Annotated in this window: 13 protein-coding genes and 2 tRNA genes; 7 read left to right on the top strand and 8 right to left on the bottom strand. The window is 59.1% G+C overall.

The window, feature by feature from the left end; translation table 11 throughout:
• Positions 1 to 56 precede the first annotated feature (56 nt).
• The gene (locus Q1W40_RS09650) at positions 57 to 815 is read left to right on the top strand and encodes a 3-hydroxyacyl-CoA dehydrogenase (protein WP_300711320.1); all 759 of its coding nucleotides are present in this window, start codon (positions 57 to 59) and stop codon (positions 813 to 815) included.
• Between the two features lie 83 nt (positions 816 to 898).
• A complete protein-coding gene (locus Q1W40_RS09645; protein WP_300711318.1) occupies positions 899 to 2707 on the top strand; it encodes a gamma-glutamyltransferase family protein in 1809 nt (602 codons plus the stop codon).
• 148 nt (positions 2708 to 2855) lie between these two features.
• Here the strand turns inward: Q1W40_RS09645 and Q1W40_RS09640 are convergent, their stop codons facing one another.
• Positions 2856 to 3905 (bottom strand): hypothetical protein, encoded by a 1050-nt coding sequence (locus Q1W40_RS09640; protein WP_300711316.1) that lies wholly within the window; start codon positions 3903 to 3905, stop codon positions 2856 to 2858.
• A 251-nt stretch (positions 3906 to 4156) separates the two neighbouring features.
• Positions 4157 to 6118 carry an acetate--CoA ligase gene (gene acs / locus Q1W40_RS09635; RefSeq protein ID WP_300711314.1) on the bottom strand — a complete coding sequence of 654 codons (1962 nt, stop codon included), beginning with the start codon at positions 6116 to 6118 and terminating at the stop codon, positions 4157 to 4159.
• A 177-nt stretch (positions 6119 to 6295) separates the two neighbouring features.
• On the opposite strand from acs, the gene Q1W40_RS09630 reads away from it, so the two are divergent.
• Genes Q1W40_RS09630 through murI form a run of 3 tightly spaced genes read left to right on the top strand, consistent with a single transcriptional unit; the run spans position 6296 to position 9392 of the window.
• Positions 6296 to 6895 carry a TIGR00645 family protein gene (locus Q1W40_RS09630; RefSeq protein ID WP_300711312.1) on the top strand — a complete coding sequence of 200 codons (600 nt, stop codon included), beginning with the start codon at positions 6296 to 6298 and terminating at the stop codon, positions 6893 to 6895.
• Between the two features lie 37 nt (positions 6896 to 6932).
• Complete coding sequence (locus Q1W40_RS09625) at positions 6933 to 8486, top strand: fumarate hydratase (protein ID WP_300711311.1); 1554 nt, start codon at positions 6933 to 6935, stop codon at positions 8484 to 8486.
• A 54-nt stretch (positions 8487 to 8540) separates the two neighbouring features.
• On the top strand, positions 8541 to 9392 hold the full coding sequence (gene murI, locus Q1W40_RS09620; protein WP_300711309.1) for a glutamate racemase: 852 nt from the start codon (positions 8541 to 8543) through the stop codon (positions 9390 to 9392).
• Here murI and Q1W40_RS09615 read toward each other — a convergent pair whose 3' ends face one another.
• The 5 genes from Q1W40_RS09615 to Q1W40_RS09595 all read right to left on the bottom strand — a co-directional run bounded on the left by Q1W40_RS09615 (position 9393) and on the right by Q1W40_RS09595 (position 12149).
• Entirely contained in the window at positions 9393 to 10700 is a 1308-nt protein-coding gene (locus Q1W40_RS09615; RefSeq protein WP_300711307.1) for an MFS transporter, read from the bottom strand.
• 10 nt (positions 10701 to 10710) lie between these two features.
• Entirely contained in the window at positions 10711 to 11334 is a 624-nt protein-coding gene (locus Q1W40_RS09610) for a DUF6806 family protein (RefSeq protein WP_300711305.1), read from the bottom strand.
• Between the two features lie 19 nt (positions 11335 to 11353).
• A tRNA-Leu gene (locus Q1W40_RS09605) sits at positions 11354 to 11445 on the bottom strand.
• 40 nt (positions 11446 to 11485) lie between these two features.
• Positions 11486 to 11878, bottom strand: a complete 393-nt coding sequence (locus Q1W40_RS09600; RefSeq protein WP_300711303.1) for an MAPEG family protein — start codon at positions 11876 to 11878, stop codon at positions 11486 to 11488.
• Positions 11879 to 11978: 100 nt separating this feature from the next.
• On the bottom strand, positions 11979 to 12149 hold the full coding sequence (locus Q1W40_RS09595) for a hypothetical protein (protein WP_199222242.1): 171 nt from the start codon (positions 12147 to 12149) through the stop codon (positions 11979 to 11981).
• Between the two features lie 199 nt (positions 12150 to 12348).
• Between Q1W40_RS09595 and Q1W40_RS09590 the strand changes: the two genes are divergently transcribed.
• Positions 12349 to 12627, top strand: a complete 279-nt coding sequence (locus Q1W40_RS09590) for an AraC family ligand binding domain-containing protein (RefSeq protein WP_300711300.1) — start codon at positions 12349 to 12351, stop codon at positions 12625 to 12627.
• Between the two features lie 23 nt (positions 12628 to 12650).
• On the top strand, positions 12651 to 13550 hold the full coding sequence (locus Q1W40_RS09585; protein ID WP_300711298.1) for an alpha/beta hydrolase: 900 nt from the start codon (positions 12651 to 12653) through the stop codon (positions 13548 to 13550).
• Positions 13551 to 13595: 45 nt separating this feature from the next.
• On the opposite strand, the gene Q1W40_RS09580 is transcribed toward Q1W40_RS09585, so the two are convergent.
• A tRNA-Cys gene (locus Q1W40_RS09580) sits at positions 13596 to 13669 on the bottom strand.
• Positions 13670 to 13803 lie beyond the last annotated feature (134 nt).

Here is a 13803-nt window from a genome sequence, read left to right as displayed (position 1 = left end):
GCCGCGAATGTGCATAATTGACGTTTACGTAACGTCAACTGAAACAGGAGTGAGACATGGACATTCAAGGCAAGGTTTTCATCGTCACCGGCGGCGCATCGGGCCTGGGTGAAGGCACCGCGCGCATGCTGGCGGCCAACGGCGGCAAAGTGGTGATCGCCGACATGCAAGCCGAAAAAGGCGAAGCGGTCGCCAAAGAACTCGGCGGCGCCTTCGTCAAATGCGATGTGAGCAACGAAGCCGACGGCCAAGCTGTTGTGGCCAAGGCCGTGTCCATGGGCAAGCTCATGGGCCTGGTCAACTGCGCAGGCATTGCCCCCGCCGAAAAAACCGTGGGCAAAAACGGCGCGCACAGCCTGGCCGTCTACACCAAGACCATCATGGTCAACCTGGTGGGCACCTTCAACATGATCCGCCTGGCATCGGAAGCCATGTGCAAAAACGAGCCCGAAGCCACCGGCGAGCGCGGCGTGCTGATCAGCACCGCCAGCGTGGCCGCCTACGACGGCCAGATCGGCCAGGCCGCTTACGCCGCGTCCAAAGGCGGCGTGGTCGGCATGACGCTGCCCATCGCCCGCGATCTGGCCCGCAACGGCATCCGCAACATGACGATCGCCCCCGGCATCTTCGGCACCCCCATGCTGTTTGGCATGCCCCAAGAGGTGCAAGACGCCCTGGCCGCGGGCGTGCCCTTCCCTAGCCGCCTGGGCACCCCCCAGGACTACGCCAAGCTGGCCAAGCACATCATTGAAAACGACATGCTCAACGGCGAAGTCATCCGCCTGGACGGCGCGATCCGCTTGGCACCGAAATAAGTTGAGGCTTCGCCTCCCTGCGCGACAGGCCCTTCGGGGCCTGTTGTCGTTTTGGGGCTAGCATGCAGTGAAACGGAGGCCTCATGAGTAAAACCCTGCCACTGAGCTTGATCACTTTAGCGCTGCTTGGCGCTTGCGCATCGCCAACACCCAGCACCAGCTGGCGCTACAGCGTGCCCGAGCAACCCGAAGCCGCCAGCGGCATGACCGACAAGCCGGGATGGGCTTATGCCCAGCAGGCGGTGGCGGCAGCCAACCCGCTGGCCACCGATGCAGGGCTGCAGATTCTGCGGGCGGGTGGCTCGGCGCTGGATGCAGCCATTGCGGTGCAGATGGTGCTGGGTCTGGTAGAGCCGCAGTCCAGCGGCATTGCCGGTGGCGCTTTTTTACTGCACTTTGATGGGCAAAAAGTCACAGCGCATGACGGGCGCGAGACCGCCCCAGCAGCTGCCACGGGCGACATGTTCATGGGCACGGACGGCAAGCCGTTGCCTTTTGACGAGGCCGTGCTCAGCGGGCGATCGGTGGGCGTGCCTGGTGCGGTGCGCATGTTGGAAGCGGCCCACCGGCAACACGGTCAGCTGCCCTGGGCACAGCTGTTCGAGCCCGCCATTACACTGGCCGAGCAGGGCTTCAAGGTCAGCCCGCGCCTGCACACGCTGCTGCAAACCGATCCGCATTTGAAAAAAGACCCACTGGCCGAGCGCTTCTTTTACAACACCGAGGGCCAAGCCTGGCCCGTAGGCCATGTGCTGCGCAACCCGGAATATGCCCATGTACTGCGCCGCATCGCCGCCGAAGGCAGTCGCGCCCTGCACGAAGGACCGGTGGCCCAGGCCATCGTGGCCCGCAGCGCCCAAGCACCTCGGCCGGGCACATTGACTTTGCAAGACTTGCGCGACTACCAAGCCCGTGAACGTGAAGCCCTGTGCTTTGACCACATGGCCCAAGCACGCCTGTACCGCATCTGCGGCTTTCCACCACCGTCCTCGGGTCAAATCGCCATCGGGCAAATTCTGGGCATACTGGACCATACCTCGGCTCAAGGCGCAGCATTTTCAAATGGCCTGCCCTCCGCCGACTTTTTGCACCGCTACACCGAAGCCTCGCGCCTGGCTTTTGCCGACCGTGCGCAGTACGTGGCAGACCCCGACTTTGTGAGTGCGCCTGGCGGTGATTGGCGCAGCCTGCTGGCCCCGGCCTACTTGCGTGAACGCAGCCGACTCATCGGCACGCAGTCCATGAAAGTGGCCACACCAGGGCTGCCCGGTGGTGTCCAAACCAGCTGGGCGCCCATGCCCATGCAAACCGAATACGGCACCAGCCACATCAGCGTGGTCGACGCCAAAGGCCGCGCCGTGGCCATGACCACGACCATTGAAGCCGCGTTTGGTGCGCGGCGCATGGTCACGACCGACCCATCCCGCCCGGGTGGCTTTTTGCTCAACAACCAGTTGACCGATTTCAGCTTTGTGCCTGCCGATGCGCAAGGTCGTCCCATCGCCAACCGGGTCGAGCCCGGCAAGCGGCCCCGCTCGTCCATGTCGCCCACGCTGGTGTTCGACAAAACCACCGGTCAATTGCTGATGAGCGGCGGCAGTCCAGGCGGGGCGCTGATCATCCACTACACGGCCAAGCTGCTCACCGGCACGCTGCATTGGGGCTTGAACGCACAGCAAGCGGTCAGCCTGCCCAACTTTGGCTCTCTCAACGGCCCCACCCTGCTCGAAGCCCAAGGTTTTCCAGCCAGCACCATCGATGCGCTCAAAGCCCGTGGGCATGTGGTGCGTGAGATGGACATGACCAGCGGCTTGCAAGCGATCGAGCGCACACCCACGGGCTGGTTTGGCGGCGCTGACCCGCGCCGCGAAGGTGTCGTGTTGGGCGACTGAGCCCTGATCAGGACGCCGCCACCAACGACTTCAGGTTCATGAGCATTTCGTGGGCTTGTTGCTGTTCGTGGGACAGTTGGCTCCAACGTTTTTCAAAATCCATGACCCTGTCTTGAACCGCCTGCTTCTGATGGTGTGAAGCATGCAATTACACCTCCAGCGCAGCACGACTTTGACCAAGCTCCTGGAATTGCTGTTGCAGATTGGTCAATTCGTTTTGTGTGCGGGCATGTTCTTGTGCGTGCGTCTGGGCCATGCCTTGCATTTTTTCGATCAAGGCTTTTTCCAACGTTTGCAGCTCATTGGCTGCACCAGACAAAGCCTGAGCCAATGAATTTTGGTGCGACTGTCCAAGCTCTTGCAATTGAGCTTGATGCACAGACTGCTGCTGCTCCAGTGACCGCACCCAAGTGCTTTTTTCTTGCTGCCAAGACTCTTGCAATTGACGGTTGGCTTGCTGGAGTTGCTGGGTCTCCGCCTGCAATTGCGACGACCTCACGTGAGAATTGGCCAACTCCTGGGCTGACTTTTGAGCATTCATGTCACTTCGCTCAGTCAAAACCAGTTGTTGCTTCAGTCGCTGATCGGTTTCAAGATGAAGCGCTTCCAGTTGCTCGACTTTGCGACGAAGCTCTTGCACCAGCTGAACAGCTTGCGCATGCTCGCTGCGAGAAGTTTGCAGAGCCGCTTGCACGCCCTTCAAATCAGTGGTCAGCGCAGCTGTGTGCTGGGTCATTTGATTGACTTTTTGCTCAGTCAAATCGAGTTGCGCCTGATGCTGCTGAAGGTGTTCTGCTTCCTTGTCTTTCAAAACCTGGTGATGTTCCAGTTTCAAGGCATTGCATTGATTTTGAGACTGTGCATGCGCGTTTTGGGCCCCTGCGAGCGCTTGCTCCAAATGACGAACTTGGCCTTGAGACGCAAGCAGTTGAGACTGCAGCTCTGTCATGCTGCGATTGGCCGTATCCAAACTCTGAAGTGCCACAGCATGTTGATCATTGAGTTGGCGCGCGTCTTCTTCATGAAGGTTGACTCTGTCACGCAGCTCGGATTGCAAGCGGGCAAGATCCCGAATACGCGATTGCTCGGCAAATAATTCCCGTCTGCTGGACAGCAGCTGAAAATGCTGCAAAACGATCCACAACACCAAAAAAATCCCGATCAGGACAGTCAAAACAGTCATAGCTTGGAAGTTCATAAAAAGAGGACCAAGTCTCATCGACAAGGTATGTAGCAAGTCATCATTTAAACATGTAAATGAATTTTTTATGACCCAATATTCCAACTCAAGAGATGTTTTTCTTACTTTTTACAAATGGATTCATCTGTTGAAGATGCAATCTGTGGACGCCAGAGAAAGCCCAGACCCATCATCAGGATCGCGCCAGCAACAAAAACGGCAGCCGAGGCTGCCGTTTTTGGTGGGCGGCGGGCATGCGCCCGCGCAGATCAGTAAGCCTGACCCAGCTGGCCCAGGATCGCGGGGTTCTCCAGTGTCGAGATGTCTTGCGTGATCTCTTCGCCTTTGGCCAGCGAGCGCAGCAGGCGACGCATGATCTTGCCCGAACGGGTCTTGGGCAAGTTCTCGCCAAAGCGGATGTCTTTGGGCTTGGCAATCGGGCCGATCTCTTTGGCGATGTGGTCGCGCAATTGCTTGGCGATGGCCTTGCCTTCGTCGGTGTTGGGCAACGAACGCTTGAGCACCACGAAGGCGCAAATCGCTTCACCCGTGGTGTCGTCAGGGCGGCCCACCACGGCGGCTTCGGCCACCAGCTCGGTGCAGCTGACCAGAGCCGATTCGATTTCCATCGTGCCCATGCGGTGACCCGACACGTTCAGCACGTCGTCGATGCGGCCGGTGATGGTGAAGTAGCCGGTCTTTTCGTCGCGGATCGCGCCGTCGCCAGCCAGGTAGTACTTGCCCTTGAAGTCTTCAGGGTAGTAGCTCTTCTTGAAGCGCTCGGGGTCGCCCCAGATGTTGCGGATCATGGAAGGCCAAGGCTTCTTGACGACCAAAATACCACCTTGGCCATTGGGCATGTCTTCGCCGGTTTCGCTCACGATGGCAGCCTGAATGCCGGGGAAAGGCAGTGTGCAGGAACCGGGCACCATGGGGGTCACACCGGGCAACGGGGTGATCATGTGGCCACCGGTTTCGGTTTGCCAGAAAGTGTCCACGATGGGGCAGCGGCTGCCGCCCACGTGCTCGTAGTACCATTCCCATGCGGCGGGGTTGATTGGCTCGCCAACCGAGCCCAAGAGGCGCAGGCTGGACAGGTTGTAGCTCTTGGGGTGCACAGCATCGTTGGCTTCCGCAGCCTTGATGAGCGAGCGGATGGCGGTGGGCGCGGTGTAGAAGATCGAGACTTTGTGGTCCTGGATCATCTTCCAGAAGCGGCCAGCGTCGGGGTAAGTGGGCACGCCTTCGAACACGATTTCAGTGCCGCCCAGAGCCAAGGGGCCGTAGGTGATGTAGGTGTGGCCTGTGACCCAGCCGATGTCGGCCGTGCACCAGAAGACGTCGTCGGCCTTCAAGTCGAAGGTCCACTTGGTGGTCAAAGCGGCGTGCAGCAGGTAACCGCCGGTGCTGTGTTGCACGCCTTTTGGCTTGCCGGTGGAGCCCGAGGTGTAGAGCAAGAACAAGGGGTGTTCAGCGCTCACCCACTCTGGCTCGCAGGTAGTGGCTTGCTTGTCCGCCACATCGGCCATCCACAGGTCGCGGCCTGCGGTCATGGCGATGTCAGCGCCCGAGCGCTTGACGACCAGCACGTTCTTGATGGCATCGCAACCGCCCAAGGCGATGGCTTCGTCCACGATGGACTTCAAAGGCAGCAGCTTGCCACCGCGTACTTGGTTGTCGGCGGTGATGACGGCGACTGCGCCGGTGTCTTCGATGCGGTCACGCAGCGATTGAGCCGAGAAGCCACCGAACACCACCGAGTGGGTCGCGCCAATGCGGGCGCAGGCCTGCATGGCGGCCACGCCTTCGATGGACATGGAGATGTAGATGACGACGCGGTCACCTTTTTTGATGCCCAAGCTCTTCAAGGCATTGGCGTATTGGCAGGTCTTGGCCAGCAGCTGGCTGTAGGTGACCTTGGTCACTTCGCCGCCGTCGGCTTCGAAGATGATGGCGGTCTTGTCGCCCAAGCCTTTTTCGACGTTGCGGTCCAGGCAGTTGTAAGACACGTTCAGAGTGCCGTCTTCAAACCACTTGAAGAAAGGGGCATTGGACTCGTCGAGCACCTTGGTGAAAGGCGTCTTCCAGGTGATCAGCTCTTTGGCCAGACGGCCCCAGTAGCCTTGGTAGTCGGTTTCGGCTTCTTTGCACAGGGCTTCGTAAGCGGCCATGCCCGAGACGTTGGCGTTTTTAACGAAGTCTGCGCTCGGTTGGTAAATGGTGGAACTCATCAGATTTGTCTCCTCAATGACATGGCGTTTTCAAAACTGGTGCAAATGTCTGCTTTCGCTCTTACAAAGCACTGACTGACATCAGACTTGCACGCCTTGGGGGTGAAATTGCGGTTCTACCGCCTAAAATTCGGGTCTGCCAGAAGCCACTGGCTTCAGGAAAGTTTCAGGAAAACCATGTCCAAACCATCTTCGGGCGTCAAACGCGCCACCAGCCCCCTCAACAACTTCATCTTTGCCAGTCGCTGGCTGCAATTGCCGCTGTATCTGGGTCTGATCGCAGCGCAGGCGGTGTATGTGTTCCATTTCTGGGTGGAGCTGGTGCACTTGCTCGAAGCCGCTTTTGGCAACCAGCACGCACTGCAATTGCTGATCAGCAGCATTGGCTACAAGACCGATGCGGCCATCACCAGCCTCAATGAGACCGTGATCATGCTGGTGGTGCTGGGCCTGATCGACGTGGTCATGATCTCCAACTTGCTGATCATGGTCATCGTGGGCGGCTACGAAACCTTTGTCTCGCGCCTGAACCTGGAAGGCCACCCCGACCAGCCCGAGTGGCTGGACCATGTGAACGCCTCGGTGCTCAAGGTCAAGCTGGGCACGGCCATCATCGGCATCAGCTCCATCCACCTGCTCAAGACCTTCATCAACGCGGCCAACTACGACGAAAAAGTGTTGATGTGGCAAACCATCATCCACATCGCGTTTCTCCTGAGCGCGATCGCCATTGCTTATGCCGACCGGTTGATGTCCCACCACGACAAAGCCCACTGAGCCTTTTTTATTTTGACTCTCCACTGGATCACACACCATGACCACCCTGATCAAACAAGACGACCTGATTGAATCCGTTGCCGCTGCGCTGCAGTACATCAGCTACTACCACCCGGCTGATTTCATCTCGCACCTGGCCAGCGCTTACGAGCGCGAGCAAAGCCCTGCGGCCAAGGACGCCATTGCGCAGATTCTGACCAACAGCAAGATGAGCGCTTTGGGCCACCGCCCGATTTGCCAGGACACCGGCATCGTGAACGTGTTCCTTGAAGTGGGCATGGACGTGAAATTCGACGGCTTCACCGGCAGCCTGGAAGACGCCGTCAACGAAGGCGTGCGCCGGGGCTACAACCACCCCGACAACATGCTGCGCGCCTCGGTCGTGTCTGACCCGCACTTCAACCGCAAGAACACCAAGGACAACACCCCTGCCGTGATCTTCACCAAGATCGTGCCCGGCCACCATGTGCATGTGACCGTGGCGGCCAAAGGCGGCGGCAGCGAAAACAAGTCCAAGATGATCATGCTCAACCCCGGTGACAGCATCGTCGACTGGGTGCTCAAAACCGTGCCCACCATGGGCGCTGGCTGGTGCCCGCCCGGCATGCTGGGCATCGGCATTGGCGGCACGGCCGAAAAAGCCGTGCTCATGGCCAAGGAAAGCCTGATGGACGACCTGGACATGTACCAGCTGCTCGAAAAATCCAGCAAGGGCGAAAAGCTCGACCCAGTCGAAGAAATGCGCCTGGAGCTGTACCACAAGGTCAACGCCTTGGGCATTGGCGCGCAAGGCCTGGGCGGTCTGACCACCGTGCTCGACATCAAGATCAAGATGTACCCCACGCACGCGGCCAGCAAGCCCGTGGCCATGATCCCCAACTGCGCGGCCACGCGCCACGCGCACTTTGTGCTCGACGGCTCCGGCCCCTCTTACCTCGAAGCCCCCTCGCTCGACCTGTGGCCCAATGTGGGCTGGACGGCCGACACCGAAAAGAGCCAGCGCGTGGACCTGAACACCCTGACGCCCGAACAAGTGGCAGCCTGGAAACCCGGCCAGACCTTGCTGCTCAACGGCAAGATGCTGACGGGCCGCGACGCTGCGCACAAACGCATCCAGGACATGCTGGCCAAGGGCGAGCCATTGCCTGTCGACTTCAAAAACCGCGTCATCTATTACGTCGGCCCCGTGGACCCCGTGGGCGACGAGGCCGTGGGCCCCGCAGGCCCAACCACTGCCACCCGCATGGACGGCTTCACCGAAATGATGCTGGCCAACACCGGTTTGATCGCCATGATCGGCAAGGCCGAGCGCGGCCCGGTCGCCATCGAAGCCATCAAGAAGCACAAGTCGGCATACCTCATGGCCGTGGGTGGCGCGGCCTACCTCGTCTCCAAAGCCATCAAACACGCCCAGGTGGTGGGCTTTGCCGACATGGGCATGGAAGCGATCTACGAATTCGACGTGGTCGACATGCCCGTGACGGTGGCCGTCGATGCAGGTGGCACCAGCGCCCACATCACGGGCCCAGCCGAATGGCAAAAGCGCATTGCCACGGGTGAGTTCAAGGGCATTGGCGTGACTTCTGCCTGAATGTGATGCGGCAGGGGCCTTGTTTAGGCAAGATGCCCTGCCCTCACCCGATCCATGACCGAATCCCCCATCGGCGTTTTTGACAGCGGCATCGGAGGCCTGAGTGTGCTGCAGGCCCTGCAGGCCGAGCTGCCCCATGAACACTTTGTGTACTGGGCCGACAGCGGTCATGCGCCTTATGGTGAAAAAGGCGATCTCTTCGTGCGCCAGCGCAGCCTGGCCATTGCTCAGCACCTGATTGAGCACCACCACATCAAAGCCTTGGTGGTGGCCTGCAACACCGCCACGGCAGCCGCCATCCACGTCTTGCGTGCGCAGTACCCGCATTTGCCCTTGATCGGCGTCGAGCCCGCGCTCAAACCGGCCATCGCGCTGAGCCAAACCAAACGCATCGGCGTCATCGGCACGAAGGGCACGTTGTCGAGCGAAAAATTCCATCGGCTGCTCGCCAGCCTGCAAGACCAGGCCGACTTCGTGGTTCAGCCCTGCAAGGGTTTGGCGCTGGCCATTGAGCAAAGCACACACGCCCAATCGGCCACACACGACGCTGACCAGATCAGCGCATTGCTTGGGGACTACACCGGACAGATGGGCCGATTTGGCACGGCACCGGGCGAGATGGACACTTTGGTGCTGGGCTGCACGCACTACGTCTTTGCTGAAAACGCGTTGCGCAGATGGCTCGGGCCGGATGTGCAACTGGTGTCGACCGGTGAACCTGTGTCCCGCCAAACGCGCCGCTTGCTGGAGGCATCGGCCCAATTGCGCAGCGGGCCTGCACCCCATGCGGCTTCTGCACGCATGCGCTTGATGACCAATGGGGAACTTGGCGCGCTTCAAGCGGCTGCTCTGCGTTGGCTGAAACTGCCCCATTCGGCCTGCCACAAGGCCGACCCGCACGTTTGATCAGTGCTCGATCTGGACCAGCGCCATGCGGCGCCCCCGCTCGACGCTCACCGGCATCAGCAAGACCAAGCCCAACACAAAGAGCAGAGATGTCGAGCCAATGGCCAGGCGCTGGTTGCCACCGCTGAGCCAAGTGATGAGGCCATAGCTCAAAGGCCCCAGGATGCTGGCCAGACGGATCGCAAAGGTCCACAAGCCAAAGAATTCACCCAGGCGCGCAGGCGGCACCATCAGGCCCGCCATGGCACGACCTGATGACTGGCTGGACCCCATGCACACCCCTGCCAAGGCCGCCGCCCACCAAAACACTTCTTTCGTGCTCGACAAGGCCGCGATCACGCAGGTCAATATCCAACCCAGCAAGGTCAGGGCCAAAGCCAGTTTGTGCCCGATGCGGTCTTGCGCATAGCCCAACACGAAGGCGCCCACAAAGGCCGCGATGTTCAGCACAAAAATCAGCACCATGGTCTCTTGCGGCTGAAAGCCAATCACCTGTTCGGCATAAATGGCCGCCAGCGAAATCGCCACCGCCACCCCACCTTGGTAGGCCACCGCACAGGCCATCAAGCGTGTGAAGTCCTTGTAAGGTCGAGCATCCCTGAAGGTCTGCTTCAACTGGCGCAGGCTTTGCAGCATGCCCACCACAGGCGCATCGGGCTGCGGGGGGGAATGCTCCTTCATCAAGGCAAAGGTCACGCAAGCCGCTGCGCCATACACCACCGCCGTGATGAGCATGGTCACAGGCACGAACTGGCTGCCGCTCTCGCCTCGCGCTTGTGCAGCCAGCACATAGGCCAGGCAAACACCCAAGGTCAACATGCCGCCGATGTAACCCAAAGCCCAACCCCAGCCGCTGACACGCCCCATGGCCTCTGGCCTGGCCAGCTCTGGCAAAAATGAAGCCGTCAAGGACTCGCCGAAAGAAAAAAAGGTGTTGGAGACGATGAGCAAGCACAGTCCCAACACCACTTGGCCCGGCCCCACCCAAGCCAGCGCAGCGGTGCTGAGCACGCATGCTGCGGTCACGGCCATGAGCAAACGTTTTTTACCTGCCGTGCGATCGGCCCATGCCCCCAAACCCGGCATGGTCAGCATGACGATGGCGTAAGAAATGCTCAGCCCGACCGTCCAGGCCAATGTGGCCCAGGGCGCGCCTTGCGCCACACCCCCTACGAAATAAGCCGCAAACACCGCGGTGATGACCACCGTGGTGTAGCCCGAATTGGCGAAGTCGTACATCGCCCATCCAAACACCTCTCGAAGTCGAACACCGGGGTTCAGCGCATCGCTTGCGAACAAGGCTTTCATGGCAGGACTTTCAGTGCAGGTGTCGGGGTCGGCGGTTGCCACCGCCATGGCCGTTGCCACCAGAGCCTTTAGGTGGCTTGCCAATGTCCAGCGAGCTCACCAGGTTGTCAAAACGCTGGCTGAACAGTTTGTCGATTTCAGAAACCACACCGCCAAGCTCGGCACCATCGAAGTGGCGCTCCATCATGTTGATCACGTCATGCACCAGCAAATCACGCTGCGCCTGCATGATGGCACCAGGATCGGGTCCAACGAACAGCATCACAAAATCGTCACGCGACTCGCCCCCGTTGGCCTCGTCTTCGTCGTCGAAATCGGTGTCGTAGAAAGTGACCTCGATCTGGGTACCAGCGGCAGACAGTTCATTGAGGTTCATGCACAGATCGTCCAGAACCATGCGGAAATCGTCATCGCCGCGCACCGTCCAGCACATGTGCAAACGATGCGTGTTCAGATCGAAACGGATGCCTGGCTCTTCTTCATACAGGCTGAGCGAGCCCTCGCTCAGGCTACGCGCACCTGCGTAATGCCAAAGCGGCTTGAGCGCTTCTTGAACAGCCTGGAGATCGGTGCCAGGTTTGATCGGCACATCACCATGCACGTGGATCTCAAACGGTGCGTTGTCGTGGTTCATGATGATGTTCTTCTGACTGTGGTGCCTCGGGCCGGAATCGAACCGGCACGCCCCTGTTACGGAAGCAACGGATTTTAAGTCCGGTGTGTCTACCAGTTTCACCACCGAGGCTGGGACTCTATTGTGCCCTGATAAAGAGGGTTTTCTGCGCTCAGCCGAGCTGTAAATTCAGCATCGCCAAGACGTACAAAGCCAGCACGGCGATGTAGCCTACAGCCCAGAAAATCGAACGGAACAAGGCCTTGTCCTTGAGGTAGCAGGCCACATAAGCCACACGCGCTGCGGTGAACAACACACACAGCAGATCCACCACAAATGGCTCCACCCCGGTCAACAAAGCCAGTACCACACCGACTGCAAAAAATGGGAAGGCCTCCAGGCTGTTGGCTTGAGCGGCATTGGCGCGGGCACGGTAACCGGTCTGGTGCGCCATCCATTCACGGGGGTTGTGGTTGTCATAGCCTTTGGCTCCCGCTTTGGCAATGCCCGCACACACCAGCGGCGTCAAACCAGCCGCCAAAATCGCTGCATAAGAAATGATCATGCGTGTCCCCTTTGTAGAAACTCAAAAACGCCAACAAAAAAGCCACTGAGGATTCAGTGGCTTTTGGTCAAGTTGTGACTGTGCGTCACATCTTGAACGATCAACCGCCCTTTTTGGAGCGCTTGCCAGGATTTTTCTTGCTGCGAGTCGCCACGCCACGCTCCAGGCTCACGCGCTGGCCACGGCCGTGGGTGCGCAGTGTCACGCCGGGCAATGCTGGCAGTGGTGGTGTGAATTTACGATCTGCTTCGGTAACGATTTTGTTGCCCATCTGTGGCTCCAGGAAAATAATGCAAACCGTTATTAAGCCACAAGAATGAGCCGTTTTGCGGTGCGCCGCGATCAAACTGAACAACAGGCCCACTGCCAGCTCGACCCAACTGTCGCCTGAACACTGGACAAAACAGCCGCCATTCAACCAAGATAAGCTTGCTGAAGTCACATCACCACATTCACGGACAGACTGCCCCATGAGTACACCGACATTTGAAACATTTAGCCAGCAGGCGCGCTCAGAGGGTTTCGATGAAATCATCGTCAGGGAATGGGCGCCCCAGCTTCACTTGGAGACACACACGCACCCTTTCGATGTCAGCGCCTGTGTTGCCCGAGGTGAATACTGGTTAACCACCGGCGAAGAAGTTCTGCATCTGAAAGCCGGGGACACTTTTCGCTTGGCCCGCAATGTGCCTCATGCCGAGCTGTATGGCCCTGAGGGTGCCACGGTTTGGGTAGCCCGCGCCAATTGACACGCTGATCAACGACGACAACCATGATCTCCATTGGCCGCGCCACACGCCAACTGTGGGCCCTGTTGGTGTTTTGCACAGCTGCACTGCCTGTGTTCTCACAAGACCTCAAGGCGCAATTCATTCAGATCGATCTGGGGCGGGAATTCGGATTTTTCAGCAAATTCCCCGCGCACTTGCGTGCCGTTGCCATGGCGTCCAGCCAAAACCCATCCTCAACAGCATTGCTGTTTTTCCCGGGCTGGCCGGGCCAGCTTTGGTTGCCTGAGAACATGCAAGCCGAGCGCTTCATCACCAATGCCCCCAACAGCCGTTTCTATGCCACCCGCCACATTGATTTGATGCCCTCCAAAGGCATCACGTTTGTGATGGTCGACTGCCCCACTGATCAATGGGGCAGCAGCCAGCGATCTGCCGATCCCACAGGCTGCAGCGACAGTTACCGCTCAAGCCAACAACATGCTGACGATATTTCGCGTTTGATCGCGCACCTGAAAGCGACGCAAGGCATCGAGCGCATTTTCATCATGGGGCACAGCTACGGGAGCATTTCATCGCGTTGGCTCGCCATGCGGCTTGGCGACCAAATTCAGGGCAGTATCCATTCGGCGTCCATGTCGTATGCCGCGGGCATGCGATTCGCCGATTACGGCAGCAGCATCTCACGCATGGACATGGCACAGGCCAAGGCCCCTTGGATCTTCGTCCACAATTTGAACGACCAATGCAAAGCCACGCCCTATGTCCCCATCCAAACGGTTGCCGGCACGCAGCTGATCACCGTGCGCGGGGGGACCCCTCAAGGTGACCCATGCGGCGCGGGCCATTTCCACTCCTACCAAGGTCGTGAATTGGCTGTGCTTGATGCCGTGGCACGTTGGATCACAAGCGATGAAATCACCCTTTTCGCAGGCGACCCATGAACATGAAAAAAGCCGCTACAGCATATGCTGCAGCGGCTTTTGATCTGGAGGCGCGACCCAGAGTCGAACTGGGCTAGACGGATTTGCAATCCGTTGCATAACCGATTTGCTATCGCGCCATGTTCGGAAATATTCCGACAAAAAAGGGAAGCAATTGCTTCCCTTTTTGGCTGAAAGATGTTGGCACTTCTTTCAATGTTTGGAGCGGGAAACGAGGCTCGAACTCGCGACCTCAACCTTGGCAAGGTTGCGC

Source organism: Limnohabitans sp. (genome assembly GCF_030158565.1).
Taxonomy (GTDB): domain Bacteria; phylum Pseudomonadota; class Gammaproteobacteria; order Burkholderiales; family Burkholderiaceae_C; genus Limnohabitans_A.
Note: the sequence above shows the minus strand (reverse complement) of the source record. Positions and strands in the feature narration are given on the sequence as shown.

Bases quoted from the DNA above. Each gene is read 5' to 3' on its own strand.
- Q1W40_RS09650 (WP_300711320.1), top strand. From the start codon at position 57: ATGGACATTCAAGGCAAGGTTTTCATCGTCACCGGCGGCGCATCGGGC.
- Q1W40_RS09645 (WP_300711318.1), top strand. From the start codon at position 899: ATGAGTAAAACCCTGCCACTGAGCTTGATCACTTTAGCGCTGCTTGGC.
- Q1W40_RS09640 (WP_300711316.1), bottom strand. From the start codon at position 3,905: ATGAACTTCCAAGCTATGACTGTTTTGACTGTCCTGATCGGGATTTTT.
- acs (WP_300711314.1), bottom strand. From the start codon at position 6,118: ATGAGTTCCACCATTTACCAACCGAGCGCAGACTTCGTTAAAAACGCC.
- Q1W40_RS09630 (WP_300711312.1), top strand. From the start codon at position 6,296: ATGTCCAAACCATCTTCGGGCGTCAAACGCGCCACCAGCCCCCTCAAC.
- Q1W40_RS09625 (WP_300711311.1), top strand. From the start codon at position 6,933: ATGACCACCCTGATCAAACAAGACGACCTGATTGAATCCGTTGCCGCT.
- murI (WP_300711309.1), top strand. From the start codon at position 8,541: ATGACCGAATCCCCCATCGGCGTTTTTGACAGCGGCATCGGAGGCCTG.
- Q1W40_RS09615 (WP_300711307.1), bottom strand. From the start codon at position 10,700: ATGAAAGCCTTGTTCGCAAGCGATGCGCTGAACCCCGGTGTTCGACTT.
- Q1W40_RS09610 (WP_300711305.1), bottom strand. From the start codon at position 11,334: ATGAACCACGACAACGCACCGTTTGAGATCCACGTGCATGGTGATGTG.
- Q1W40_RS09600 (WP_300711303.1), bottom strand. From the start codon at position 11,878: ATGATCATTTCTTATGCAGCGATTTTGGCGGCTGGTTTGACGCCGCTG.
- Q1W40_RS09595 (WP_199222242.1), bottom strand. From the start codon at position 12,149: ATGGGCAACAAAATCGTTACCGAAGCAGATCGTAAATTCACACCACCA.
- Q1W40_RS09590 (WP_300711300.1), top strand. From the start codon at position 12,349: ATGAGTACACCGACATTTGAAACATTTAGCCAGCAGGCGCGCTCAGAG.
- Q1W40_RS09585 (WP_300711298.1), top strand. From the start codon at position 12,651: ATGATCTCCATTGGCCGCGCCACACGCCAACTGTGGGCCCTGTTGGTG.